This is a genomic window from Brachybacterium sp. FME24 (assembly GCF_014897705.1).
GTDB lineage: Bacteria > Actinomycetota > Actinomycetes > Actinomycetales > Dermabacteraceae > Brachybacterium.
Map to the genome: position 1 here is coordinate 60,338 of NZ_JABUXV010000019.1, position 25,006 is coordinate 85,343.

At 70.2% G+C, this 25,006-nt stretch carries 22 protein-coding genes; 18 read left to right on the forward strand and 4 right to left on the reverse strand.

Annotated features, from left to right (window positions below; genetic code table 11):
• Positions 1–358: 358 nt before the first annotated feature.
• A complete protein-coding gene (locus tag INT51_RS18365; protein WP_304502251.1) occupies positions 359–1,051 on the reverse strand; it encodes a DUF6318 family protein in 693 nt (230 codons plus the stop codon).
• Between the two features lie 400 nt (positions 1,052–1,451).
• Between INT51_RS18365 and INT51_RS18370 the strand changes: the two genes are divergently transcribed.
• Positions 1,452–3,191: an ABC transporter ATP-binding protein gene (locus INT51_RS18370; protein ID WP_304502252.1), complete on the forward strand. Its 1,740-nt coding sequence runs from the start codon at positions 1,452–1,454 to the stop codon at positions 3,189–3,191.
• Complete coding sequence (locus tag INT51_RS18375; protein WP_193106790.1) at positions 3,188–5,242, forward strand: ABC transporter ATP-binding protein; 2,055 nt, start codon at positions 3,188–3,190, stop codon at positions 5,240–5,242. The genes INT51_RS18370 and INT51_RS18375 overlap by 4 nt, the downstream gene beginning before the upstream one ends.
• A gap of 103 nt (positions 5,243–5,345) precedes the next feature.
• On the opposite strand, the gene INT51_RS18380 is transcribed toward INT51_RS18375, so the two are convergent.
• Entirely contained in the window at positions 5,346–6,218 is an 873-nt protein-coding gene (locus tag INT51_RS18380; RefSeq protein ID WP_193106791.1) for an alpha/beta fold hydrolase, read from the reverse strand.
• Positions 6,219–6,291: 73 nt separating this feature from the next.
• On the opposite strand from INT51_RS18380, the gene INT51_RS18385 reads away from it, so the two are divergent.
• The 8 genes from INT51_RS18385 to INT51_RS18420 all read left to right on the forward strand — a co-directional run bounded on the left by INT51_RS18385 (position 6,292) and on the right by INT51_RS18420 (position 13,725).
• Positions 6,292–6,855: a TetR/AcrR family transcriptional regulator gene (locus INT51_RS18385; RefSeq protein ID WP_193106792.1), complete on the forward strand. Its 564-nt coding sequence runs from the start codon at positions 6,292–6,294 to the stop codon at positions 6,853–6,855.
• 122 nt (positions 6,856–6,977) lie between these two features.
• On the forward strand, positions 6,978–7,844 hold the full coding sequence (locus INT51_RS18390) for a DUF2306 domain-containing protein (RefSeq protein WP_193106793.1): 867 nt from the start codon (positions 6,978–6,980) through the stop codon (positions 7,842–7,844).
• 14 nt (positions 7,845–7,858) lie between these two features.
• Positions 7,859–9,163 (forward strand): sensor histidine kinase, encoded by a 1,305-nt coding sequence (locus INT51_RS18395; RefSeq protein ID WP_193106794.1) that lies wholly within the window; start codon positions 7,859–7,861, stop codon positions 9,161–9,163.
• Positions 9,160–9,849, forward strand: coding sequence for a response regulator transcription factor (locus INT51_RS18400; RefSeq protein WP_193106795.1), 690 nt, complete (start codon positions 9,160–9,162; stop codon positions 9,847–9,849). Before INT51_RS18395 ends, INT51_RS18400 begins: the two co-directional genes overlap by 4 nt.
• Positions 9,850–9,900: 51 nt before the next feature.
• Complete coding sequence (locus INT51_RS18405) at positions 9,901–10,833, forward strand: ABC transporter substrate-binding protein (RefSeq protein WP_193106796.1); 933 nt, start codon at positions 9,901–9,903, stop codon at positions 10,831–10,833.
• Positions 10,834–10,952: 119 nt separating this feature from the next.
• A complete protein-coding gene (locus INT51_RS18410; protein WP_193106814.1) occupies positions 10,953–11,876 on the forward strand; it encodes an amino acid ABC transporter permease in 924 nt (307 codons plus the stop codon).
• Positions 11,876–12,730 (forward strand): amino acid ABC transporter ATP-binding protein, encoded by an 855-nt coding sequence (locus INT51_RS18415; RefSeq protein ID WP_193106797.1) that lies wholly within the window; start codon positions 11,876–11,878, stop codon positions 12,728–12,730. Before INT51_RS18410 ends, INT51_RS18415 begins: the two co-directional genes overlap by 1 nt.
• Positions 12,731–12,828: 98 nt before the next feature.
• Positions 12,829–13,725: an endonuclease/exonuclease/phosphatase family protein gene (locus INT51_RS18420; RefSeq protein ID WP_193106798.1), complete on the forward strand. Its 897-nt coding sequence runs from the start codon at positions 12,829–12,831 to the stop codon at positions 13,723–13,725.
• 222 nt (positions 13,726–13,947) lie between these two features.
• Here INT51_RS18420 and INT51_RS18425 read toward each other — a convergent pair whose 3' ends face one another.
• Positions 13,948–16,224 (reverse strand): HAD-IB family hydrolase, encoded by a 2,277-nt coding sequence (locus tag INT51_RS18425; protein WP_193106799.1) that lies wholly within the window; start codon positions 16,222–16,224, stop codon positions 13,948–13,950.
• A gap of 134 nt (positions 16,225–16,358) precedes the next feature.
• On the opposite strand from INT51_RS18425, the gene INT51_RS18430 reads away from it, so the two are divergent.
• The 7 genes from INT51_RS18430 to INT51_RS18460 all read left to right on the forward strand — a co-directional run bounded on the left by INT51_RS18430 (position 16,359) and on the right by INT51_RS18460 (position 23,292).
• The gene (locus tag INT51_RS18430) at positions 16,359–17,135 is read left to right on the forward strand and encodes an SDR family oxidoreductase (RefSeq protein ID WP_193106800.1); all 777 of its coding nucleotides are present in this window, start codon (positions 16,359–16,361) and stop codon (positions 17,133–17,135) included.
• Between the two features lie 4 nt (positions 17,136–17,139).
• On the forward strand, positions 17,140–18,105 hold the full coding sequence (locus INT51_RS18435) for a lysophospholipid acyltransferase family protein (protein WP_193106801.1): 966 nt from the start codon (positions 17,140–17,142) through the stop codon (positions 18,103–18,105).
• Positions 18,102–19,811: an FAD-binding oxidoreductase gene (locus INT51_RS18440; protein WP_193106802.1), complete on the forward strand. Its 1,710-nt coding sequence runs from the start codon at positions 18,102–18,104 to the stop codon at positions 19,809–19,811. Before INT51_RS18435 ends, INT51_RS18440 begins: the two co-directional genes overlap by 4 nt.
• Before the next feature lie 83 nt (positions 19,812–19,894).
• Positions 19,895–20,530, forward strand: coding sequence for a histidine phosphatase family protein (locus INT51_RS18445; protein WP_193106803.1), 636 nt, complete (start codon positions 19,895–19,897; stop codon positions 20,528–20,530).
• The gene (locus INT51_RS18450; protein WP_193106804.1) at positions 20,527–20,916 is read left to right on the forward strand and encodes a hypothetical protein; all 390 of its coding nucleotides are present in this window, start codon (positions 20,527–20,529) and stop codon (positions 20,914–20,916) included. Before INT51_RS18445 ends, INT51_RS18450 begins: the two co-directional genes overlap by 4 nt.
• A gap of 389 nt (positions 20,917–21,305) precedes the next feature.
• Positions 21,306–22,079 carry a ThuA domain-containing protein gene (locus INT51_RS18455; RefSeq protein WP_193106805.1) on the forward strand — a complete coding sequence of 258 codons (774 nt, stop codon included), beginning with the start codon at positions 21,306–21,308 and terminating at the stop codon, positions 22,077–22,079.
• A complete protein-coding gene (locus INT51_RS18460) occupies positions 22,069–23,292 on the forward strand; it encodes a Gfo/Idh/MocA family protein (RefSeq protein WP_304502253.1) in 1,224 nt (407 codons plus the stop codon). The genes INT51_RS18455 and INT51_RS18460 overlap by 11 nt, the downstream gene beginning before the upstream one ends.
• 56 nt (positions 23,293–23,348) lie before the next feature.
• Here the strand turns inward: INT51_RS18460 and INT51_RS18465 are convergent, their stop codons facing one another.
• Positions 23,349–24,401 (reverse strand): cation diffusion facilitator family transporter, encoded by a 1,053-nt coding sequence (locus tag INT51_RS18465; RefSeq protein WP_304502254.1) that lies wholly within the window; start codon positions 24,399–24,401, stop codon positions 23,349–23,351.
• A 56-nt stretch (positions 24,402–24,457) separates the two neighbouring features.
• Between INT51_RS18465 and INT51_RS18470 the strand changes: the two genes are divergently transcribed.
• A complete protein-coding gene (locus INT51_RS18470; protein ID WP_193106808.1) occupies positions 24,458–24,805 on the forward strand; it encodes a metalloregulator ArsR/SmtB family transcription factor in 348 nt (115 codons plus the stop codon).
• Positions 24,806–25,006 lie beyond the last annotated feature (201 nt).

A 25,006-nucleotide genomic window follows, 5' to 3' on the forward strand; every position in this document is an offset into this window, starting at 1 on the left:
CCCACGTCACCGCGGGCGGTGGCCCGGTGGCCCCGGTGACCCGACTGGCGCGGGCGACCGTCGAGGGCGACTCCCAGCTGTACCAGCGAAGGGCGCGTTGTCGCCCTGCCCGTCATCGCCACAGCGTGCCCCCGTCGCGATGGCTGCGGGCAACCCGCTTGAATAGGCGGTGACAAGGCCTCTTTCCGCCGATTCAGGCGGGGTGGCCAAGTGTGAGCGGGGTGGCCAAGAGGGTGTCGGGAATCAGCCGGCGCCGCTGCCACCGACGCTCATGCCAGCGCGAACGCTCATGCCAGTGCAAACGCCCATGCCAGCGCATACGCCCTCGCCCTCGCCAGCGCCAGCGCCAGAGCTGGCGTCAGGCGCCGGCGGACTCGCCCCCGGCATCGCTCGCGCCACCGCTACCGCCGCCGTCGGAGGCGCCACTGCCCTCGGGGGCGATGCTCATGTCGGTCACGCGCCAGCGCTCTCCGTCCCAGGCGATCTGGGCGATCAGCTGGCCGGAGATCTCCTCGAGCGCGTTCGGCTGCAGGTTCGGGTCATCGACCAGGAGGCTGTGCTCCTGGGTGAAGTCCGCGACGACCTCACCGGTGGCGGGCGGCTCGCCGGTGCCGGAGAACGTCGTCGAGTGGACCACGAAGTCCCCGTCGACCAGGTAGCCGTCCTGCTCGGCCAGGAGCTGGGCGTTGTCGAGGAAGGACACGCACACCTGACATTGCTGGTCCACGGAGTTCTCCCATGTGGAGACGTCGCCGCTGCTCATCATGTAGCTGTAGGACTCCAGCAGATAGGTCAGGGTGGCCTGCGCGCCCTCGGGGGACTGCTCCGTGAGGCCGGCGGGCTCCTCGGGGCGGGGCAGGTCGGGGCGCGGGGGCTGATCGGCCGGATCCGCCGTGGGGCGGTTCTCCGGGTTCTCCGGGGCGCTCGTCGCCTCCGGCTGCTGCTCCTCGTCGCGGGGGCCCAGCGCGGAGTTGAGCCCGATCACGCCGATCGGCACCACCAGCAGGAGGGCGAGGACGGCGATGATGATGCGTTGAGCAGGTCGATTCACGCGCCCCACGGTAGACGACGCAGCATAAGGTTCCCGGTGCGGAGAACCGAGTCGCAGCCTGACCAGCCCCGCGGCTGGCGTCACGTGACCAACGGCGCGCCACCAACGGCGCGCCACCGGCTGTGCGCGAGCCGGCAGCGAACAGGTGCGCGTCCCGTGCGCGCACCTCCTTCAGCGACCCCTTCGTGCCGACGGCACTGCCCGTGGGCGGGACGAACCCGGCTCGACGTGCCCACCTCCGTGGCCCCCGCGCGCGGTACGAACTTCGCTCGAGGTATCCACCTCCGCGGCCGCGCGTGCGGTACCCACGAAAGTCTGATGCTGACGGGAGGGTGCGCGGACTATGCTCTTCCAGGCGCACTGGCACGGTCCGGCCCGTGCCCGTGGACGAAGGAGCTCCGTGACCCTGCTGCGACTCGTGCTGAGCTCCCTCAAGCCGTACAGACTGTGGATCGCCCTGGTGGTGCTCTTCCAGGTCATCGGCGTGCTGGCTGCTCTGTACCTGCCCACCTTGAACGCCGACATCATCGACGACGGCGTGGCCAAGGCGAACATCTCGGTGATCTGGGATCTCGGCAAGCTCATGCTGCTCATCTCGTTCGGCAACATCATCGCGCTGGTGGTCGCGAACTTCTTCGCCGCGCGCTCGGCGATGAAGGTCGGCAAGGACCTGCGCTCCTCGGTGTTCTCGACGGTCTCGTCGTTCTCTCCGCGGGAGCTGAGCGAGTTCGGCACTCCCTCGCTCATCACGCGGTCCACGAATGACGTCCAGCAGGTGCAGATGCTGGTCTTCTTCTCCTTGAACATGCTGGTCCAGGCGCCGGTGACGGGGATCGGCGGCGTCGTGCTGGCGCTGCGGGTCGAGCCGGGCATGGCCTGGCTGATCGCGGTGATGGTGCCGGTGATGCTGGTGGCCGTCGGCATCCTGATCGCCAAGGCCGCACCGCTGTTCAAGCAGATGCAGGGCAAGATCGATGACATCAACGGGGTGCTGCGCGAGCAGATCACCGGCATTCGGGTGCTGCGCGCCTTCGTGCGCGAGGACCGTGAGCGTGAGCGCTACGGCGTGGTCAACGACCAGCTCACCGACCTGAACCGCCGCATCGGCCTGCTGATGATCCTCATCAACCCGATCATCATGTTCATCCTCAACGTCTCCAGCGTGCTGGTGCTGCTGGTGGCCGCGCCCCGCATCGACTCCGGTCAGATGGAGATCGGCTCGATCACCGCCTTCATCGCCTACCTGATGCAGATCCTCATCGCGGTCATGATGGCGACGTTCATGACGATGATGATCCCCCGCGCGATGGTCTCGGCGGACCGCATCACCGCGGTGCTGGAGACCGATACCAGCGTGGTCCAGCGCCTGGACGGGGTCCGCGAGATCTCCGGGCCCATCGAGCTGACCTTCGATGACGTCTCCTTCACCTATCCCGGCGCCGAGCGCCCGGTGCTCGAGAACATCTCCTTCTCCGCCCGCGCCGGCCAGACGGTCGCGATCATCGGCGGCACCGGCGCCGGCAAGACCACGCTGATCAACCTGGTGCCGCGGCTGATGGACGCGAGCGAGGGCCGGGTGCTGCTGAACGGCCACGACGTGCGCGACCTCGATGCCCGCGTGCTCTGGGACCGGGTGGGCCTGGTCCCGCAGCGGCCCTTCCTGTTCTCCGGCACGGTCGCCTCGAACCTCCGGTTCGGCAATCCCGCGGCCGACGAGCAGGAGCTGTGGCATGCGCTGACCGTCGCGCAGGGTCGCGATTTCGTCGCCTCGATGCCCACGCAGCTGGAATCCCCGATCGCCCAGGGCGGCACCAACGTCTCCGGAGGTCAGCGTCAGCGCCTGTGCATCGCCCGTGCGCTCGCCGCGACGCCGTCGTTGTACCTGTTCGACGACTCCTTCAGCGCGCTCGACCTGACCACCGATGCGAAGCTGCGCGCGGCGCTCGCCCCGGAGACCGGGGACGCGCTGGTCCTGATCGTCGCCCAGCGCATCACGACCATCACCAACGCCGATCTGATCCTGGTGCTCGACAACGGCCGGATCGTCGACCAGGGAACGCATACCGAGCTCCTGGAGAGCTCGTCGACCTATCAGGAGATCGTCCAGTCCCAGGGCGTCGAGGAGGAGGTGGCCGGATGACTTCCTCCGACGAGAAGCACGAGGCGGCCGGCGACGAGGCCCAGGCAGCAGCCGAGATCGCGAGCGAGAAGGATGCCGAGCGCGGCCTGCGCCCCGGTCAGAGCGCCAAGAACTTCTGGCCCTCGACCAAGCGGCTGGTCCGCGAGATCGGCCCGGAACGCAAGTTCATGGTCGCCGCGATCCTCATCGGCGTGGTCTCGGTGGCGCTGAGCGTCGTCGGCCCCAAGATCCTGGGCCGCGCGACGGACATCATCTTCACCGGGCTGATCTCGAAGGGCCTTCCCGCCGGCGCGGACCCGAAGGAGGTCATCGCGCAGATGCGGGAGCGGGGCGAGGACCAGTTCGCCGACATGCTCTCGGGGATGACGCTCACCCCCGGCGAGGGCATCGACTTCACCTCCCTCCATCAGGTGCTGGCGCTCGCCGTCGCCCTGTTCATCGGCTCTGCCCTGCTCATGTGGATCCAGGGCGTCGCACTGAACCGGATCATCGTGCGCATGGTCTACCGCCTGCGCCGCAACGTCGAGGAGAAGCTGCACCGCCTGCCGCTGGCGTACTTCGACCGGATGAAGCGCGGCGAGATCCTCTCGCGCGTCACCAACGACATCGACAACATCCAGAACACCCTGATGAACACGGTCACGGGGCTGGTGAACTCGATCCTCACGGTGCTCGGCGTGCTGGTCATGATGCTCACGATCTCCTGGCAGCTGTCGTTGATCGCGCTCGCCGTGATCCCGGTGGTCGTCCTGCTCACGGCCGTCGTCGGGTCGAAGGCGCAGAAGCTGTTCGCCCAGCAGTGGGACGCGACCGGGGTGATGAACTCCGAGGTCGAGGAGGCGTACACCGGGCACAGCCTGGTCACCGTCTTCGGCCGTCGTGAGCAGATCGCGCAGCGCTTCGAGGAGCGCAACGAGAAGCTGTTCAAGGCCACCTTCGGTGCGCAGTTCGTGTCCTCGCTGATCATGCCGCTGATGATGTTCGTCGGGAACCTGTCCTATGTGGCGGTCGCGATCGTCGGCGGCCTGCGGATCGTCTCGGGCCAGCTGTCCCTCGGCGACGTGCAGGCGTTCATCCAGTACTCCCGTCAGTTCACCCAGCCGCTGTCCCAGGTCGCCTCGATGGCGACCATGCTGCAATCCGGGGTGGCCAGCGCCGAGCGGGTCTTCGAGCTGCTGGACGCCGACGAGCAGGAGGCGGAGACGACGGTGGACACCGCGGCCGCGGGGATCCGCGAGGGCCGCGTGGAGTTCGAGAATGTGCGCTTCTCCTACACGCCCGAGCGCGAGCTGATCCGTGACCTCTCCCTGGTCGCGGATCCCGGTCACACGGTCGCGATCGTCGGCCCCACCGGCGCGGGCAAGACCACGCTGGTGAATCTGGTGATGCGCTTCTACGAGGTCGACGGCGGCCGCATCACGATCGACGGGATCGACATCCGCGATCTCACCCGCGCCCAGCTGCGCTCGAGGACCGGGATGGTCCTCCAGGACACCTGGCTGTTCAAGGGCAGCCTCAGGGAGAACATCCGCTACGGCCGCCTGGATGCGACCGACGAGGAGGTCCTCGAGGCCGCCCGCGCCACCCACGTCGACGAATTCGCCCGCCAGCTGGCCGACGGGTACGACACGGTCGTGGACGACGACGAATCCTCGCTGTCCGCCGGGGAGAAGCAGTTGATGACCATTGCTCGCGCGTTCCTCGCGGCGCCCAGTCTGCTGATCCTGGACGAGGCCACCTCGAGCGTGGACACCCGTACCGAGGTGCTGGTGCAGAACGCGATGAACCGGCTGCGCGAGGGCCGCACCTCCTTCGTGATCGCCCACCGTCTCTCCACGATCCGCGACGCCGACTTGATCCTGGTGATGGAGAGTGGCGACATCGTCGAGCAGGGCACCCACGAGCAGCTGCTGCGGGCCGACGGAGCCTACGCGCGCCTGTACCGCTCGCAGTTCGAGGGCGCCGCGGTCGACATCGACGCCGAGGAGGAGCTGGCCGGTCAGGGCGCCGAGGCCGAGGTCTCCACCGCGACCGGCGGCATGGCGCTCTGAGGGACGCGATCCGAGCCCGGTCCCCGGGTGCCCGGCGCTCGGCGAGCACGGCGGCGGCGGGCAGGGGAATGGGGCGTCGTTCCTGGTCGGAACGACAGGATGGTCAGTCGGCGTCCGCCCGGCGCAGGTGCTCCTGGACGTCGGGCAGGACGCGTTGCGGCGCCTGATGGAGCAGCCCGTGGCCGAGCCCGTCGTAGCGGTGGACGCTCGCGCGGGGCAGGTGGCGTCGGGCGAGTTCCTCGGCGGCGTCCGGGTTCGAGAGCACGGACTCCTGCCCCATCTGCACGAGGACCGGTGCCCGGATTCCAGCGAGCTCCTCGGGCGTGGGCGGGGCGGGCCACGGCAGCGCCGTCCGATAGGAGCGGCGAGAAGCGGTGGCCAGCGCGAGCTCCTCGGGCCCGGGATCCACCCCCGGGGTCAGCCAGCGCGACATGCGATCCATCCGTCGGTGAGTCGGGATCGCCCCGGCGACCATGAACCGGGCCAGTGATGCCAGGGGCGGTCGCGCGAGCATCGGTTCGATGAGGACCGCGCCGGCGATGCGCTGGGGACGGTGGATCAGCGCGGCCAGCACCGAGGCGCATCCGTTCGAGTACCCCAGCAGATGCACCCGGTCCTCACCCAGGCCGTCGAGGGTCTCGTCGAGCCAGCGGGCGCGGTCCGCCTCCGTCCGGATCGGTGCGGTCTGGGTGCTGCGGCCGGCGGTGCCGAGCGTGTCCGGGGCCAGCACAGTGCGGCCTGAGGTGAGCTCCTCGAGGAAGGGGGCCCACGACAGGGAGGTGCCTTCGAGACCATGGAGGAGCACCAGGGGCGGCCCGTCGCCCCCCGGGGCCCTGCGGACGAAGGTGTCACCGAATGCAGTGGGAACATGCAGTTCGTCGGCTTCTGCGGGCCAGTGCGCGGCGAGCGCGTCGTAGGCCTCCCGGTAGCGTGCGGCGGCTGCCGCGTCGGTGAACCGTCCGAGACGTGCGGCCATGGGATCCTCCTGCAGAACGTGGGACGAGATGCCCTATTATGGTACCGATATACCATAAAGGGAAGGAGGGAAGATGCCGAAGCGCGTCGACCATGAGCAGCGGCGCCGGGAGATCTCCGAAGCGGCCCGAGCGGTCATCCTCCGCGCAGGGCTCGCGGCCGCGACCTTCGGCCGGATCGCCCAGGAGGCCGGGTGCTCCGTCCGCCTGGTGCAGTACTACTTCGGGACGAAGAGCGACGTGCTGGCGGCGGTACGGGACGCGGCCATGCTGCGATCGGCCGGGAGGATGCGCGCTGCGGTCGGCCAGGCGCAGCCCGGGGGAGCGGAGCACGCGCGCATCATCCTGCTCGCCCTGCTCCCGCGCACTCCCGAGCAGGTCGAGGACGCACGTGTGCTCCAGGCTTTCCACGATGCGTCCATCCGGGACGGAGGATCGCCGCCCGCTGCGCCGGCGATGCTGTCCGCAGTCCTGGTCGATGCGGCTGGCCTGGTCGAGGACTCCGGCGGTGAGCTGCGCGCACAGGCGCTCGTGGCGCTGTCCGGAGGTCTGGTCGGGGCCGTCCTGTCCGGTGAGCACTCCATCGATCGTGCCGAGGAGATCCTGGCCCTCGCCTGCGCGGAACTCCTGCGTCTCTGAGGGACCCACGTCCGGTCACCTCGCCGATCGCCCGAGGGCCGCCGCTCGCCCGGTCCGATACTGCGCTCGGGTTCGGCCACATGGCCGAAGCGGAGCCGGGGTGGAGCGGGGAATCTGGACCCATGGTCACCACACCCAGCTCCCGCCCGTCACCCCCGGCCCCGTCATCGACCGATCGCACCCCGCCTCCCTCGGAGCTCGAGCCCGCCACCGCGACCGACCCCACCCAGCCCGCCTCGGACGCCACGCGAGCCCGACGACCGCGAGGCCGACGACCGCGGATCCCGCGCCGCGAGTGGCTGCTGGCCGCCGGACTGCTCCTGCTCGCCCTGGTGCCGTCGCTGGCCGGCGCGATGCGACTGGAGGGGCTCGCCTCCGGAGCTCCCGCGACCCCGGAGACGGCGCGCTTCGTCGCGATGCCGGTGCCCATCGCGATCCATATCGTCAGCGTCCTGATCTACTCCCTCCTCGGGATCTTCCAGTTCCTGCCGACGATGCGCCGTCGCCACCTGGGAGTCCATCGCGCCCTGGGCAGATACCTGCTGGTCCCGGCCGGCTTCGCCGTGGCCCTGAGCGGGCTGTGGATGACGGCGACCTACCAGTTCCCAGCCATCGACGGTCTCGGGCTGCTGATCTCGCGGTACGTGGTCGGAGCCGCCATGGCGCTGGCTCTCGTGCTGGCGCTGATCGCGATCGGCCGACGCGACGTGCCGACCCACGCGGCCTGGATGATCCGGGCGTACGCGCTGGCGATGGGCGCCGGCACCCAGGTGCTCACCTCAGGGCCCCCGTTGCTGCTGTTCGGAGCGCCCGACGAGCTCGGGCGGCTTCTCCAGATGGACGCCGGCTGGCTGCTCAACGTCGTGGTCGCCGAACTGGTGATCGCCCGCTACGTCCGGCCGCGCCGCGGCGACGCCCACGGCTCGCGGAAACGGCGAGGCCCACGCACCCGCGCGGCCCAAGGCGTCCCGAGCGGAACCGGGAGATGACTACGATGCCGAACATGCTCCGCTCCGCCTTTTCCTGGGTGCAGGACCTGTTCACGACGTCGGCCGTCGGCCCCCGCCCCCGCGATGCCGCGCTCGTGCTGCCCTTCGTGGCGCTCGCCCTGGCCGAGGGAATGCTGCGCAGCGAGCTCCTCCTGCCCGCCTTCACCACGGCGCTCACGATCGTGATGATCGGGGGCCTGCCCTGGCGTCGACGCCATCCGCTGCTCCTGCTGGGATGGACCACCGTTCTCGGCGCAGCTCTCGCGATCGTTCATGCGCGCCTCGGCCATGATCCGGTCGCCATGGCGGCGATGATCGTGCTGCTCGCCGTGCCCTACTCCTTGTTCCGCCACGGCACGAAGAACATGCGTGCCGTCGGAGGGGTGGTGCTCGCCATCGGGATGTCGGCCACCCTGACGCAGCACGCGGCCACGCTCGCCGATACCCTCGTGGGGCTCGCGGTGGTCGGTTCCGCGGTGCTGAGCGGCGCACTCGTGCGTGAACGCGTCGCCGCCCGGGCCAGGACACTCGACATGGCGCGTGCCCGCGAGCGGGAGGCCGTGGCCCGCGACCTCCACGACACGGTCGCCCATCACGTCACCACCATCGCCATCCGCGCCCAGGTGGCGACGGCGATGCCCGAGGACCGCGCCCAGGTCGCCGAATCCCTGGCGGTCATCGAACGTGAGGCGCAGTCGGTGCTCGCCGAGATGCGCGCGCTGGTCAGGTCCCTGCGGGATCCGAGCGGGCACGGGGCAGGGGCCGAGAACCCGTCCGTCGTCGAACTCGACCCCGCCCCCGGCATCGCACAGCTCGAATCTCTCGCCGATCCCGGGCCGCCGCAGGTCACCGTCAGGCTCGGGGCCAGCGCCGGCGCCGGCACCAGCGCGAGCACCGGCGCCAGTGCAGCCGCCGCCTCCGCCACCGCTCCCGGCTCCCTACGCGAGACCGCCGAGATGCCGCAGATCGTGCGCACCACCCTGTTCCGCATCGCCCAGGAGGGCGTCACCAACGCCCGTCGCCATGCTCACGGCGCGCAGTCGATCGAGGTGAGCGTGCGCGTGGCCGCCGACCAGGTCGTGCTCGAGATACGCGATGACGCACCCGAGCGTGCCGTCTCCCGCCGCGGTGCTCTCCCCGGTGCGCCGGGTCGCCTGGGGGAGGGCGAGGTGCCCACCGGCGGCCACGGACTGATCGGGATGAGGGAGCGCGCGAGCCTCCTGGGCGGCACCCTCGAGGCCGGGCCGGCTCTCGAGGGAGGCTGGCTGCTGCGCGCCGAGCTCCCGACCGCCCCGGCGCAGGCGCAGGCGCAACGATGAGCGCCCCGACGCAGCGCCCGCTCACCGTGCTGGTGGCCGACGACCAGGAATCCGTGCGCACCGGGCTGCGCCTGCTGCTCGGCACCCGGGACGGCATCGAGGTCATCGGCGAGGCCGCTGACGGGATCGAGGCCGTCCGCAGGGCCCAGGAGCTGCGGCCGGACGTCTGCCTCGTGGACATCCGGATGCCCGGCCTCAACGGCATCGAGGTGACCCGGAAGCTCGCTGGCGAACGTGTCGCAGATCCGCTCGCGGTCGTCGTGATCACCACGTTCGATCTCGATGAGTACGTGCACGGGGCTCTGCGCGCCGGAGCCCGCGGGTTCCTGCTCAAGGATGCCGGCCCCGAGCTGCTGGGTGAGGCGATCCGCGCCGCCGCGGCGGGAGACGCGCTGATCGCCCCGCGGGTGACCGCGCGGATGCTCGGTGAATTCTCCCGTCGGCCCTCCGCCCCGCCCCGCAGCCCCATCGACCCGCTCTCGCCGCGCGAGGAGCAGGTGCTCGAGCTGCTCGCCGTCGGCCGCACCAACACGGAGATCGGGGCGCAGCTGCACCTCTCGCTGGGGACGGTGAAGACGCACATCGGCGGAATCCTCACCAAACTGGGGGTGAGGAACCGGGTCGAAGCCGCGATGTGGGCGCATGAGACCGGACGCGTGGATCCCGGTGCCGCCCCGTCGCGGTGAGCCATGCGACATCGTTTGGTTTCCATGCAAGACCATGAATACTATTCACCAGTGACTTCCACCCGTCCCCGTCGGCGCACGCTGCTGCGTGCCGCCCCGCTGGCCCTGGCCACCGCAGCGCTGACCCCCGCGCTCGCCTCCTGCACCCGGGCCTCCGAGCGCTTGGATGCAGAATCCAACGCGGTCCCCGTCGTGGACCACTCCGACATCGCCGAGATCCCGGAGATCGCGCAGCTGGTGCCGGCCCGGATCCGCGAACGCGGCGAGCTGATCAACGGCGCCGCCCTGAACTACGCCCCCGGCGAGTTCGTCGGCTCCTCCGGCAAGGCCATCGGCTACGACGTGGACATCCTCGCCGGGATCGGCGCCGTCCTGGGCCTGGCGACCCGCACCGAGGCCGCGGTGTTCGCCCAGATCATCCCCGCCGTCGGCTCCACCTACGACGTGGGCATCTCGAGCTTCACCGTCAACGAGGAGCGCCTGGCGGCCGTCAGCATGGTCTCCTACTTCCAGGCGGGCATCTCCTACGCGGTCAAGGCCGGCAACCCCTACGACATCCACCCCGATGAGCTCTGCGGCAAGCGGGTCGCCGTCCAGGTGGGCACGTACCAGGAGGAGCTCTCGCTCGAGCGTTCGGCGCAGTGCAAGGACGAGGGCGAGCCCGGCTACGACCTGCTCGCCTACGCCTCCAACTCCGATGCGGCCACCAACGTCGCCGGCGGCAAGGGGGACATCCTGATGGCCGACTCCCCGGTGACCGCCTACGCCATCGCCCGCTCCCGCGGGACCCTCGAGGCCATCGGCGAGATCGAGGAATCCGCCCTCAACGGCATCGTCGTCGCCCAGGACCAGCCGGAGCTGGCCGAGGCGATCCGCGCCGCCGTGCAGCACCTCATCGATTCCGGCCACATGGAGCGCATCCTCGCTGCATGGGGCAATGAAGCAGGCTTGATCCCGACCGCGGAAGTGAACCCCCAGCCGTGAGCAGCACCGACCCCCACCCCGCCTCGCCGACCGGCGGCGACACCCCGTCCGGCACCCCCGGTGCGTCGCGCACGACGGCGGCCACCGCCCGCCCGGCCGACCCCGAGCAGTTCACCCCGATCCGCGCCAAGGCAGCACCCCGCCCCGGCACCTGGGTCTCCGCGGTGATCGTCGGCCTCCTGGTGCTGGCCCTGGTGAACTTCCTGGTCACCAACCCCGTGCTCGAATGGGGCACCGTCGCCACCTACATCCTGGACGTGAAGGTGGTCCAGGGCGTCGGCTGGACACTGCTGGTGACGGTGCTGGCGATGGTGCTGGGCACTGTCGTGGCGCTGCTCGCGGCCGTGATGCGCCGCAGCGACAACCCCGTGCTGCGCGGCGTCTCCTGGGCGTACATCTTCGTCTTCCGCGGCATCCCCGTGTACACGCAGCTGGTGTTCTGGGGCCTGTTCACAGTGATCGTCCCCAAGCTCGTGGTGGGCGTGCCCTTCGGCCCGGAGCTGCTGAGCTTCTCCACCCGTGACCTGCTCACCGCGTTCTGGGCGGCGGTGATCGGTCTCGGTCTGAACGAGGGCGCCTACCTCGCAGAGATCATCCGCTCGGGCCTGAACAGCGTGGACCGCGGGCAGACCGAGGCCTCCAAGGCCCTGGGCATGGGCAACGGCAAGATCCTGCGCCGCATCATCGTGCCGCAGGCGATGCGCGTGATCGTGCCCCCGCTGGGCAACGAGACCATCGGCATGCTCAAGACCACCTCGCTGGTGCTCGCCGTGCCCTTCACCCTGGACCTCACGTTCGCCACCAACGGCATCGCCAACAAGCTGTTCACCCCGATCCCGCTGCTGATCGTCGCAGCGCTGTGGTACCTCGCGATCACCAGCGTGCTCATGGTGGGCCAGTACTTCCTGGAGAAGCACTTCGGCCGCGGCTTCGACGACCGCACCCCGGTCGCCCCGCGCCGCGGCTCCCGCTCCGGCCGCCAGGCCGCCGTGACCCGCTCCGGCACCACCCCGCACGATCCGCTCCCGGAGGTGGAGCTGTGATGACCTCGAACCCCACTCCTGACGGCACTGCCCGCTCAGCCGCTGCCGACGCCACCCACTCCACCGACTCCACCGCCCCGTCGAGCCCCGTCGTCATCGAGGTCGAAGGACTGCACAAGACCTTCGGCGACCTCCACGTCCTCAAGGACTGCGACCTCACGGTGCGCTCCGGCGAGGTCGCGGTGCTGGTGGGCCCCTCCGGCTCCGGCAAATCCACCCTGCTGCGCTGCATCAACCAGCTCGAGGAGGCGACCGCCGGCACCATCCGCATCGAGGGCGTCACCCAGGGCTACGCCGAGCAGTCGCTGCCCGACGGCCGCCTGCAGAAGCTCTCCGCTCAGCAGATCGCCGCGCAGCGCGCCCGCATCGGCATGGTCTTCCAGCGCTTCCACCTGTTCCCCCACATGACGGCGCTGCAGAACGTCATGGAGGCACCGGTGCAGGTGCTGCGCATCTCCAAGGCCGAGTCGGAGGCGCGAGCACGGACGCTGCTGGAACGCGTGGGCCTCGCCGACCGCGCCGACCACTACCCCTCGGAGCTCTCCGGCGGTCAGCAGCAGCGCGTCGCGATCGCCCGCGCGCTGGCCATGGAGCCCGAACTGATGCTCTTCGACGAACCCACCAGCGCCCTGGACCCCGAGCTGGTCGCCGAGGTGCTCGCCGTGCTGAAGGATCTCGCGGCCGACGGGATGACCATGGTCGTGGTCAGCCATGAGATGGGCTTCGCCCGTGAGGTCGCCGACCAGGTCGCCTTCATGGACGAGGGCCGCATCATCGAGCGCGGCACCCCCGAGCAGCTCATCGACCATCCCCGCTCCGAGCGGCTGCAGGGCTTCCTCGCCTCCGTGCTGTGACCTCGTGGGTGGTCGACATCACGTCGGCTGCTTGCTAGTTTCGAGGCGTCCGATCGCCCGACGGCGCCTCAGCGCGCCCGTACAGAGCTGAGCAGACCATGTCGATCCGTCGACGCGCCGTCCTCCCGATCCTCGCTGCCGTTCCCCTCACCGCCCTGGCCGCGCCGGGGATGACCCCGGGGGCCCAGGCGGCGCCGCCACCGGTGCCCCTGCGGGTCGCGACCTACAACATCGCTGCGGGCTCAGGCGGCGCGGGCGGGGACGCCCGCTTCGATCTGGAGCGCACGATCGGCGTTCTGCGATCCCTCGAGGCGGATGTGATCGCCCTGCAGGAGGTGGACCGCCACTGGGGCGAGCGCAGCGAGTACCGCGACCTGATCGGCGAGATCGCCCGCGATCTGGGGATGCGGGACCTCTTCGCACCGATCTACTCGCACGAGCCCGAGGCGCCGGGCGATCCGCGACGCGAGTACGGCCTCGCGATCCTGTCCCGGTTCCCGGTCGTCGCCTCGACGAACCATGAGCTCACACGCCTGTCCACACAGGACCCGGACCCGGACCCGGATGCCGCCAAGCTGCCCGGCTTCGCCGAGGCCGTCCTCGAGGTGAAGGGGGCGCGCATCCACGTGTACTCCACCCATCTGGACTACCGCGGGGATCCGACCCTGCGCGAGATCCAGGTGGCCGAGACCCAGGAGATCCTCGCCGCCGACGGTCCCGGCGCGTCACGGATCCTGATGGGCGACCTCAATGCGCCGCCCGAGGCGCCCGAGCTCGGACCGCTGTGGTCAGATCTCACGGATGTGTGGGATGCGGCCGGCGCCGGTGAGGGTCTGACGTACCCGGCGGCCGCACCGACCAAGCGCATCGACTACGTGACGGTCTCCGCGGGGATCGAGGTGCTCGCAGCCCACGTGGCGCAGGACGACCTCGCGCTCGAGGCCTCGGACCACCGGCCCGTGGTCGCGGACCTCCTGGTGCCCCGAGGCGCCTGACGAGCACCCGGACGCAGAGCACCCCGCGCGTCCACCCCGGCTGAGGAGGCGGATGGAGGGGGCTATTCCGCCTCTTCACGCGGGCTACTAGCCGGTAACCATCATCAGTGGTGCGTGTGGTGCGTGTGGTGCGTGTGGTGCGTGTGGTGCGTGTGGTGCGTGGGTGCGTGGGATGCGAGGTGCGTGGGTGGGTGCGGGGTGGTGCGGTTCAGGCGGGGGAGGTCACCACTCCAGGATCTGCCAGCGCTTCTTCTTCGCCACCGCGTACAGCCCCAGGTCCGGGGCGATGGCGGTGGGGGTGCCGACCAGGGCGAGCCAGGCGGCGTCGGCGTGGGAGTCGCCGTAGCCGTAGGACTTCGCAAGGTCCGCTCCGTGGGAGTCGGCGTACTTGCGCAGCCAGTTCGCGCGGGCCTCGTCGACCAGCGGGGGAGTGGCGAGGTAGCCGGTCATGACCCCGGAGGCGTCCTCGTCCATATGGGTCGCGACGACCTCGTCGAACAGGTCCGCCAGCGGCTCCACCAGCAGGTCGAGGGCGCCGGAGACCAGCACGGTGCGGTGACCGGCGGCGCGGTGGCGCTCGATGAGCTCGAGAGCCTCGGGGCGGATCGAGGCGCGGATGCGACGGCCCGCCTCGCCCTGCATGAGGGTGCGCAGATCGTCACCGCGGTACCCCTTGTAGCGGCGGTTGACCAGGCGGATCAGTTCGGAGCGGTCGCGCTGCTCGGCGCGCAGGTAGCCGGGCACGGCGGCCAGCAGGCCCCCGATCTCGGCGGGCCAGGCACGGCGAGGGCGGGTCGCGCGGACCACGGAGAAGTACTGCTGGACGATGTTGGTCGCCAGCACGGTGCCGTCGAGGTCGAAGATGGCAAGGGAGCTCTCGTCGTGCTTGAGCTCCGGCGCGGGGCGCGAGGAACGCTTGTTCTGGGCGGACTTCGCCCGCGAGTAGGCCTTGGTCAGGTCGGTGACGGCCGGCAGGTGCTGCTGCTGGAAGTAGTCGGACCAGACGATCCCGGAGATGTCGAAGTCGTGGCCCTCGAGGAAATCGGCCGACAATTCCTCGCGCAGGGCACGCGTGTTGGCGTCGTCGAAGACCATCTCGGTCTTCGTGTACTGGCGGTACAGCTCGATGTACATGCGCAGGGTGGTCAGGCCCGAGGTCGCCTTGTGGAGGCCGGAGGTCCACTCGCGGGTGCGCTTGGTGGCGGGCAGGAACGCGACCGCTGCCGAGCCGGCCTTCGCGGCGAGCTCCTTGGCGCGGAACCGCTGCTCGACCATCTCGACGGCGGGGAAGGTCCACTCGGGGACCTCGATCGGGCGGCCCTTGTCGTCCTGCAGCGGGTGCTCCACGAAGTACTCGCGCACTGCGGTGAACATCTCGTGGAAGGGCAGCGGGTTCGAAGCGCCCGAGACCACCTGGAAGTAGGCGTCGTCGCCGCGACGGGAGACGTCCTGCGTGGCCAGGGCGACGATCACGTTGACGACGTGGTCGACCGGGATGATGTCGAGGATCGAATCCGCCAGGCCCGGGAACTCCGGCAGGGCGCCGCGGCCATACGCCATGATCAGCGGATCGGCGACCTTGTAGCCGTCGATCCAGCCCGGGAAGGGCTTGCGCACCGCGGATTCGATGATCGAGGGGCGCACGAAGGAGACGCGGTGGCCGGCGTCGGCCCACAGCTCCTCGGCGACCTGCTCGGCCATGGCCTTGGTGAAGGTGTAGATATCGGTCCAGCCCACGGACTGGGCGCGGGTGCGGCCGAAGTCGACCAGACGCTCGTCGACCCAGCTGCGGCGGGCCTCCTCGGAGGCGGCGGCCACGGCCTTGGGGCCCATGCGGCCGTCGCGCAGCTTCGCGCCGCGGATCTGGGAGCGCAGGGTCTCGGGCCGACGGGACTCGGCCTCGACCCGCGCCCGGGCGTCGAGCGCGGCCTGGTACTCGGCGCGCCAGTCGACGTCGGTCTGCAGCGAGCCCTCCTGGCGCAGACCCTTGGCGATGCCGCCCACGTACGCGGTCGAGACGTGGATGACGTGCGGATCCTGCCCCGAGGCGAGCAGCGCCTCGTACAGGTTCCGGGCGCCGCCGACGTTGGTGCGGAAGGCCTCGTCGATCGGCGGGTCGAAGGAGACGGAGGACGCCGAGTGGATGACCACATCGAAGGGGTCCTGGATCTCGGGCATGTCGGTCAGGTCACCCTCGAGAACGTCGACGCGAGCGTCGAAGGCCGCCTTCACCGTCTCTTTGCCCCCGTCGCCGATCGCGTCGGCCCAGGAGGAGAACACGGGCTTGCGCAGCAGCTGTTCGAGGCGCTTGCGCCCGCTGACGGAGCCCTTGGGGCGCACGACAGCGGTGACGCGGGTGCCCTCGGTGGTCTCCAGCAGGGAGCGCAGAACCGCCTGGCCCAGGAAGCCCGTGACACCGGTCAGCAGGATTCGTCGGTCCTCGGCTCGGAGCCCACCGGAGGTGGCGGGCTGGTCGGCGGGCGTGGTGCTGTTCGACATGGAATCCCTCTGTGGACGGGTACGGCAGGAGGTGGAAAGTGTGTGGCCCAGCTCGCGTTCGACGCGCCTGGGGGTCGCCTCACCAGGGGTCATCCCCGCGCTGGTCAGGGCGGCGCTAGTGTATCGTAGCCGCCATGCATAGGGCCCTGATCACTGGTGGCACCGCGGGCATCGGGGCCGCTTTCGCGAAGGCTTTCGCTGGTCGCGGAGCCTCCCTCGTCCTCGTCGCACGGGACGCCACCCGCCTCGATGACTACGCCGAGCAGCTGCGACGGGAGTACGGCGTCGCGGTCGAGACCCTCGTCGCCGATCTCGCCGACCGTGCCGCCCAGCAGCGCGTCGCGGACCGCCTCGAGACCTCCGTCGATCCCGTCGACGTGCTCGTGAACAACGCCGGCTTCTCGGTGAAGGCGAGCCTGCTCGAGAAGGATCTCACCGCGCACGACCTCGGCTTCGAGGTGATGATCCGCTCCGTCCTGAAGCTGGGCGGCGCCGCCGGTCGCGGCATGCGCGAGCGGGGCCGCGGCTGGATCATCAACGTCGGCTCCGTGAGCGCGCTGGTGACCCAGAACAACTACTCGGCCATCAAGGCCTGGGTGGGCAACTACTCCGAATCGCTCGGCGTGCAGCTCGACGGCACGGGCGTGCAGGTCACCGCACTCATGCCGGGCTGGGTGCGCACCGAGTTCCACAACCGCGCCGGCATCAAGGGATCCTCGATCCCGGGCGTGCTGTGGCTGGACGCCGACCGCCTGGTCGAGGACTGCCTGCGCGATGTGGCGCGCGGCAAACCGGTCTCCGTCCCCTCGAAGCGGTGGAAGGTGATCGCCGGTGTGCTGCGCACGACCCCGCGTGGGATCGTGGCCCGATTGAGCGCCGTGCTCAGTCATCGTCGCAGCCGGGAGAAGTGATCGCATGAGCCCGAAGAACTCCGCGCAGGAACCTGACGACCCCGTCGACTCTGCCGGCGCCGATTTCCCGGCGCGAGTCGACGGTGTGGCAGGATCCGCAGGCTCCGGCGCCTCCGAGGACTCCGGCGACGACGGCGAGCACGTCGGCCCCGACAGTCAGGCCAATGCTTCGCAGGAACCTGGGGCGAAGGGGCCCAGCGCCGGCCGTCGCTTCATGGAGTCGCTCTCCGCGCGATCGCGCGGCGAAGGCTGGGAGAAGCCCACTGGCGAGCTGGCCAAGTACCGCTCGGGCTGGCGGGCTGCGGCACGTTTCGTGCTGCAGCGCGTGCTCTTCCGCGCCTTCGTGAACTCCGTGGTCACTCCGGAAGTCAAGGCGCACCGCCGGGTCAAGAGCATTCGCGGGCCGTTCGTGCTGGTCGCGAACCACACCAGTCACGTCGATGGGCCGCTTCTGGCGATGAGCCTGCCGTGGAACCAGGGCCGATTCCTGTGCACGGGGGCTGCGACGGAATATTGGTTCGAGCAGGGGTGGCCCCGCCGAGCCTTCGTGCGCACCATGCTCAATGCTTTCCCGATCGACCGCGGCGGCAGCCGCAAGCACTCGGGCACCTCGCGCCGACTGCTGCGCTCCGGGGTCCCGATCCTGGTGTTCCCTGAGGGCGGCCGGCAGACGACGGGAAAGATGGCCGACTTCAGCCCGGGCGCCGCGGCGCTCGCGATCGGAGTCGGTGTGCCTGTCGTTCCGGCGGCGATCATCGGCGGCTACGAGGCGATGCCCAAGGGCCGCAACTGGCCGAAGAAGGGTCGCCCCCCTGTGCGCGTCGTCTTCGGCGAGCCGATCATCTCGGACGAGGGTGAATCCGCTGTCGACTTCTCCGGCCGGATCCGCGAACGCGTCAAAGACCTGTACCAACTGCACCACGATGAGGTCCTGGGCGCGGACGCCCGGGACGAGGAGGAGACCGCATGAGCGAACGGCTGAGCGCCCGCGAGGTCAAGCGGCACAAGTGGTGGGGGTGGGGCCTGGACGACGTCACCTTCCGCTACGACAACAAGCCCGCCTTCGCGCCGCTGGCGAAGAACAAGGTGGGCGTGGATCTGGCCGCGAAGGCGACGCCGATCGAGCCCGACCTCGCAGAGTTCGACGTGCCCGCGAGCCGGCTGCCCGGCGAGATCCGTGCGCAGCTCACCGGCGTGGTGGGCGAGCAGAACCTGCTCGATGACGACGAGTACCGCGTGGTGCACTCCTTCGGCCGTTCCCTGCCGGATCTCTTCCGTGTGCGCGCCGGTGACTTCGGCCGCCTGGTCGACGCCGTGGTCTACCCCGCCTCGGAGGAGGAGGTCGCGCAGCTCCTGCGGGTCGTCCTGGACCAGGACCTCGTGCTGATCCCCTACGGCGGCGGTTCCTGCATCTCCGGCTCCGTCACCCCGGATATCACCGAGCAGCGCCCGGTGCTCACCATGAACCTCGGCCGGATGCGCGAAGTCATCGAGATCGACGACACCGCGGGCCTGGCTCGCGTGGAGGCCGGCGTCTACGGCCCCGACCTCGAGGAGCAGCTGAACGCCCTGGGCTGGACCGTCGGCCATTTCCCGGATTCGTTCACGTACTCCACCCTCGGCGGTTGGGCGGCGACGCGGTCCTCGGGCATGCAGTCCGACAAGTACGGGGACATCGAGGACATCGTGCGCGGCATGCGCGTGGTCCACCCCGATGGCATCGCCGTCACCAAGGCGATCCCGGGCCGTGACTCCGGCCCGAGCGTGCACGAGATGATCCTGGGCAGCGAGGGACGGCTCGGTGTGATCACCGAGACGACCGTGCAGGTGCACCGCATCTCCCCGGTGCGCCAGGTCATCGCCTACATGTACCCCGATTGGGAGCACGGCATCCGCGGGATGCACGCGATCGCCCGCTCCACCGACGTCGCCCCCACCTTCACCCGGCTGTCCGACGGCCCCGAGACCGAGTTCAGCCTCGCGATGGTCAAGGAACCCAGCTCCACCAAGGGCAAGGTGGCCGCCAAGGTGCAGGACGGCCTGTTCGCCTACCTGCGCTCCCAGGGCTGGGACACGACGAACGAGATGTCGATCTCCTACGTCTGCTTCGAGGGGTCCAAGGAGTCGGTCGAGCAGCAGAAGTCGATCGTGAAGAAGATCGTCAAGAACGCCGGCGGCATCACCCTCGGCGCCGGGCCGGGAGCGATCTACGACCAGAAGAAGTTCGATACCCCGTATCTGCGCGACTTCCTGCTGAACTACCAGGTCTTCGGCGACGTGTGCGACACCGGGGCCACCTGGTCGAGCATCAACGAGGTCCACACGTCGGTGTACGACGCGTTCTACGCGGTGCAGGAGAAGCAGGATCTGCCCGGCTTCATGTTCTGCCACATGTCGCACAGCTACCACTCCGGCGCCTGCCTGTACTTCACCTTCGCCTTCCCGTACTCCTCCCATGAGCAGGCGCTGGAGCAGTACTTCGCGGCCAAGAACGCGGTGCAGCAGGCCTTCGTGGACCTCGGCTCGACCGTCTCCCACCACCACGCGGTGGGCACCGAGCACCAGCCCTGGATCACCGAGGACATCGGCGAGGTGGGCGTGCGCATGGTCAAGGGCCTGTTCGCCGACAACGACCCGGGCCGCAACCTCAACCCCGGGAAGGTCACCACGCCCTGACCAGGGTGATCCGACGATGAGCATCCGGGAGCGTCCTGCTCGGCGAGACAGCCCCGGATGCTCCCCAGCGAGCGGGAGCGGCGATGCATGACGTGTGGGTGCTGCGGCACGGAGAGTCCACGGCCAACGTGGACGGCGTGATCGTCTCGGCCCCCGGGCCGCGCGCCCTGACCAAGGTGGGACTCACCGCGCTGGGCCGGGACCAGGCGCAGGGCGCCGCGCGCTCGGCGCGCGAGCAGGGCCTCGGGGTCGACGCGGTGATCATCTCCAGCGATTTCGCGCGTGCCCGCCAGACCGCCGAGGAGTTCGCCGGCGGGATCGGGGCCGCGGCTCCACAGTTGGATCAGCGATTGCGGGAGCGCAGTTTCGGGATCCACGACGAAGGCCCCGCGAGCTCGTACGACCTGGTGTGGGCCGTGGACCGTGCGCGGGGTGCGCACCAGGACGAGGTCGAGGCGGTCGCCGCCGTCGCGACCCGGGTCGACCAGGTGCTGCGCGAGGCCGACCGGCTGACCAGCGGCGCGCCCGTCGTGCTGGTGGCCCACGGCGACGTCCTGCAGATCGCGCTCGCGCTCGGGGCCGGCGCGGACCCTCATGACCACCGCGACGTGCCGCACCTGGGCAACGCCGAGCTGCGGCGCATCGGCGGCGCCCGGCTCGCTGACGCGGCGCCCATCGTGGCCGACTCCGCGACCGAGGCAGCGGAGAAGCACGCGTGAGCCGGCGTCGCTCCGAGCAGGTGGTGTTCGTCGTGCGCGGTGATCAGGCCGCAGTGCGCACGATCCTCGAGGACTTCTTCGTGGGCCGGGGGTGGACAGCCCGGGTGCGCGCGGACGGGCGCCTCGAGTACGAGCGGGGAAGCCGTCGCCGCACGATCCTGCTCGGCGCCCTCGCGGGCCGACGGTTCTTCCTCACCGCCCAGATCGAGATCCGGGAGGGGGCCCGCACCACGGATATCCGCTACCGCTGGGGGGCCGACGTCGGCGCCGCGCTCGGGGGAACGCTGGGTCGTGACCGTGCGGCTCGCGAGCATGAGCAGACCGCCGCCGCCCTGGAGAAGCAGCTCGCGGACGCGGGCCGACTGGTGCAGGTGCGGCGGACGTGAGTCCCCGGTGGGCTTCCGTGCCATGAGCCTCAGACAGGCTGACAGGTTCCCTCGCCATTGAGGGAACCCGTCGACGACAGTAGCCCCGTACCGATGAGTAGCACGTCACATCCAGGTCACGGTTCGGGATGCACAGCTGGCGCGGCGCGAGCACGGGCGCAAGAGCGCAGGTCCGGCGAGTCCGGTGGCTTGTCGTCAGCCCACCATCGGCCCACCATCGACCCGCCCGTCGGCCCACGGGCCGAGGAGTCGCCCCGCAGAGCCCCGCCCGAATCCGTTGCGGCGCGTCGTGGACAGGACTCTTCCCTCGTGGGAATGCGCCCCTACGATGGACGAACCGCGCTGACGGGGTCGCCCTCAGTGCATCTGCCACACAACAAAGGACTGCAATGACACTGCGCATCGCCGTGTTCGGCGAGAACCGGCACGAGAAGGTCGATCCGAAGGTCCAGGAGATCTACCCCGAGGGCATGCACACGGTCATCGCCGATGGCCTGCGCGACGTGCTCGCGGCCGACGGCGTCGACGCCGAGGTGCGGATCGCCCTGCTCGACGACATCGAGGAGAGCCTCTCCGAGGAGGCCCTCGCCGAGACCGACGTGCTCACCTGGTGGGGCCACATGGCCCATGAGGACGTCCCCGACGAGGTCGTCGCCCGCGTGGTGCGCCGCGTCCACGAGGGCATGGGTCTGATCCCGCTGCACTCGGCGCACTACTCCAAGCCGTTCAAGGCGCTCATGGGCACCACCTGCTCCCTGCTGTGGCGCAACGAGGGCGAGGAGGAGCGGGTGTGGACCGTCAGCGGCTCCCATCCGATCGCCCGCGGTGTCCCGCACCCGATCGTCATCCCCGAGCAGGAGATGTACGGCGAGATGTTCGACATCCCCGCGCCCGACGAGCTCGTCTTCGTCTCCTCCTTCGCCGGCGGCGAGGTGTTCCGCTCCGGCGCCGCCTTCCGCCGCGGCAAGGGCAAGGTCTTCTACTTCAGCCCCGGTGACCAGGAGTACCCTGTCTACCGCCAGGTCGAGATCCAGCGCGTGCTGGCCAATGCCGTGGTGTGGGCGCGCCCCGAGGACCGCCCGGCCGCTCCGGTCAAGATCGCCAATGCGCCGCGCGACTGGTTCCGCGGAGACGACGCCGAGGGAGTCACGCGTGTCATCTGACGTCGACATCAACGCCGGTCACGGCACCGATACCGCTGCCGCTCCCACGCTGGCTCCGCACCTCACCGGATTCCCGAAGCTCCCCGCGGACCGCCCGGCCCGCGTGGTCGTGGTGGGCGCCGGGGGGATGGGCAGCTGGTGGGCGCGCGAGGTCGCCGCGAGCCCGGTCGCCGAGCTGGTGGGCGTCGCCGACCTCGTCGAGGGTGCCCCGCAGCGCGTCGTCGAGCAGGCCGGGGTCGCCGATCCGTCGGCCGTCGGCGTCGGGTCCGACGGGGTCGACCTGGCCGTCGAGCTCGGCGCGGACCTGCTCATCGACCCGACCGTGCCGGTCGCCCATCACCCGGTGACGGTGAAGGCGCTGCACGCCGGGATCCCGGTGCTGGGCGAGAAGCCGGTCACCGAGACGCTGCCCGAGGCCCTCAGCCTGGTCGCGCACACGGAACTGACCGGGGTGCCGTTCATGGTCTCCCAGTCCCGGCGCTTCTTCCGGCAGGTGCGCCAGCTGCGCAGCTTCGTCGCCGCCCACGGGCCGACGGTGCTGACCAGTGCCTTCTTCTCGCTGTACACGGAGATGGAGGGGTACCGGCGCACGCAGCTGCACCCGCTGCTGCGGGACATGGGCATCCACGCCTTCGACACCGCGCGCTACATCATGGACGCGGACCCGGTCGCGGTCACCGCCCGCGGCGCCCAGCCCGACTGGAGCGTGTACAGCCATGACGCGACGGTGACGGCGACGTTCGAGATGTCGGACGGGTCGCTGTTCGTCTACAACGGCACGTGGAACGCGCGCGGGCTGCCCACCTACTGGAACAGCGAGTGGCGGATCGGGGCCCAGCTGGGCTCGGCCACCTGGGACGGCAAGGGCGCTCCCGTGCTCGGCACGGACGACGAGGAGGCGACGAAGCACCTGCAGGCCGCGGTCGCGGCAGAGTCGGGCGAGGAGCCCGACCAGATCGCCGCCTCGCTGATCGAGTTCGTCAGTGCGTTGCGCGAGGGTCGTACCCCGATGTGCGAGGTGCACGAGAACCTGCTCAGCTTCGCCATGGTCGAGGCGGCCGTCGCCTCGGTCGACCGCGGGGTGCGCGTCGAGATCGATGAGCTGCTCGAGCAGGCCCGCGTCGATGCGATCGCGGCCGAGACCCATCCCGGGGCCCGCGATCTCATGCAGTCGTGGACCTCCGTGCGCGAGGTGCTCGCCGCCGCGCAGTAAGGGGTGCGCACGGGCCGTGAGGCCCTCCCGTCAGGCACCGGACCCGGCGCGTCGATCTACGGCGCGACCGGGTCCTGCTGTGTCGCGGAGCGCAGGTGGATCCCGGCCCGGTCGAGGTGGGGGAGATGCCGGTGCAGCTCCTCCTGGACCGCGCGCGCGATCGCCTCGCCCTCGCCCAGGCTGAGCGCGGGGTCGACGGTGAGGGAGAGCTCGGCCTCCAGGCGGTGCCCGAGCCAGCGGGCGCGCGCCTGTTGGACGGAGAGGACCCCGGGGACCGAGGCGGCAGCGCGCTCCACGGTGTCCAGCGTGCCGGGCTCGACGCCGTCCATCAGGCGCCGGATCACGGTGCGCATCGAGGCCAGGAGCACGAGGACGATGACCGCAGCGATCAGCAGGCCGATGAGGGGATCGATCCAGGGCAGGCCCACCCAGGCGCCGATCACGCCGATGACGACGGCGATCGAGGTCAGGGCGTCGGTGCGGGCGTGGTGGCCTTCGGCGACGAGCGCTGCGGAGCCGATGCGTCGGCCCGCGCGGATGCGGTAGATCGCCACCAGTTCGTTGCCGGCGGCGCCGATGAGCGCGGCCGCCAGCACCCAGCCCAGGTGCGTCATGTCGCGAGCGGTGGTCAATGCCCGCAGGGACTCCCAGATGATCAGGGCGGCCGAGGCGGCGATGACGGCGCCGATCAGCAGCCCCACCAGGTCCTCGGCCCGACGGAAGCCGTAGCTGAACCGCCGCGTGGGCGCGCGCCGCCCCAGGCGGAACGCGATGATCAGCGGGATCGTGGTGGCGAGATGGCCGAGGTTGTGCAGGGTGTCGGCCAGCAGCGCGACGGAGCCGCTGAGGGCGACGATGACGATCTGCAGCAGAGCGGTGGCCCCCATGCCGGCCAGGCTGATCCACGCGGCTCGGATCCCGATCGAGCTGGCCTCCTCGGCGGTGCGGATGGCCTCGCCGTGGTCATGGCTGTGCGGCGTGAGCGCATGGCGCACGCGGCCCCAGAAGCCGGTCTCACCGTGGTCGTGGTCGTGGTCGTGGTCGTGGTCGTGGTCGTGGTCGTGGTCGTGCGGTCGCTCGGGCGCGCGGGGGGAGACGTGGGGTTTCACCATTGCAATGTATCTGCATAGGCATGCAGATAGCAAGGTTCCCGTACAGTGCTGCCATGCATGACGAGCCCGCACGCCCGGTCCCCGACGACGAGCACGCCCAGATCGCGGCGAGCACCTTCCGGATGCTCTCGGACCCGACGCGCGTGAAGATCCTCTGGTCCCTGTTCCAGGAGGAGTCCAGCGTCAACGCGCTGGCCGAGGCCGTGGGGGCGACGCCGGCCGCCGTCAGCCAGCACCTGGCGAAACTGCGCCTGTCCGGCCTGGTCGAGAGCCGCAAGGAGGGCACCTTCGCCTTCTACCGGGCGGCCGACGAGCACGTGCGTCGCCTGCTGGCGGAGACCCTCTCGCACGCCGAGCACGTCACCGGCGTCGCGAAGGACCAGGATCCCCACAGCTACTGACGGGCGGGCTGGCGCGCACCGGCAGATCGGTGATCCTGGCCGGCGAGCCCTTCTGATCCGCACGCACGAAGAAGCCCCACAAAAAACCTGAGCCGCGTCACCGTTCGTAAACGATGACGCGACTCAGGACAAAAGTGCGCCCGGAGGTGTCTGGATTCAGGAGATCGTTGACAGGATCTTCCTGGGATTTTCTCCGAGATG

Bases quoted from the DNA above. Each gene is read 5' to 3' on its own strand.
- INT51_RS18385 (WP_193106792.1), top strand. From the start codon at position 6,292: ATGCCGAAGCGCGTCGACCATGAGCAGCGGCGCCGGGAGATCTCCGAA.
- INT51_RS18435 (WP_193106801.1), top strand. From the start codon at position 17,140: ATGAGCCCGAAGAACTCCGCGCAGGAACCTGACGACCCCGTCGACTCT.
- INT51_RS18470 (WP_193106808.1), top strand. From the start codon at position 24,458: ATGCATGACGAGCCCGCACGCCCGGTCCCCGACGACGAGCACGCCCAG.
- INT51_RS18380 (WP_193106791.1), bottom strand. From the start codon at position 6,218: ATGGCCGCACGTCTCGGACGGTTCACCGACGCGGCAGCCGCCGCACGC.
- INT51_RS18390 (WP_193106793.1), top strand. From the start codon at position 6,978: ATGGTCACCACACCCAGCTCCCGCCCGTCACCCCCGGCCCCGTCATCG.
- INT51_RS18455 (WP_193106805.1), top strand. From the start codon at position 21,306: ATGACACTGCGCATCGCCGTGTTCGGCGAGAACCGGCACGAGAAGGTC.
- INT51_RS18400 (WP_193106795.1), top strand. From the start codon at position 9,160: ATGAGCGCCCCGACGCAGCGCCCGCTCACCGTGCTGGTGGCCGACGAC.
- INT51_RS18425 (WP_193106799.1), bottom strand. From the start codon at position 16,224: ATGTCGAACAGCACCACGCCCGCCGACCAGCCCGCCACCTCCGGTGGG.
- INT51_RS18430 (WP_193106800.1), top strand. From the start codon at position 16,359: ATGCATAGGGCCCTGATCACTGGTGGCACCGCGGGCATCGGGGCCGCT.
- INT51_RS18395 (WP_193106794.1), top strand. From the start codon at position 7,859: ATGCTCCGCTCCGCCTTTTCCTGGGTGCAGGACCTGTTCACGACGTCG.
- INT51_RS18445 (WP_193106803.1), top strand. From the start codon at position 19,895: ATGCATGACGTGTGGGTGCTGCGGCACGGAGAGTCCACGGCCAACGTG.
- INT51_RS18440 (WP_193106802.1), top strand. From the start codon at position 18,102: ATGAGCGAACGGCTGAGCGCCCGCGAGGTCAAGCGGCACAAGTGGTGG.
- INT51_RS18415 (WP_193106797.1), top strand. From the start codon at position 11,876: ATGACCTCGAACCCCACTCCTGACGGCACTGCCCGCTCAGCCGCTGCC.
- INT51_RS18420 (WP_193106798.1), top strand. From the start codon at position 12,829: ATGTCGATCCGTCGACGCGCCGTCCTCCCGATCCTCGCTGCCGTTCCC.
- INT51_RS18375 (WP_193106790.1), top strand. From the start codon at position 3,188: ATGACTTCCTCCGACGAGAAGCACGAGGCGGCCGGCGACGAGGCCCAG.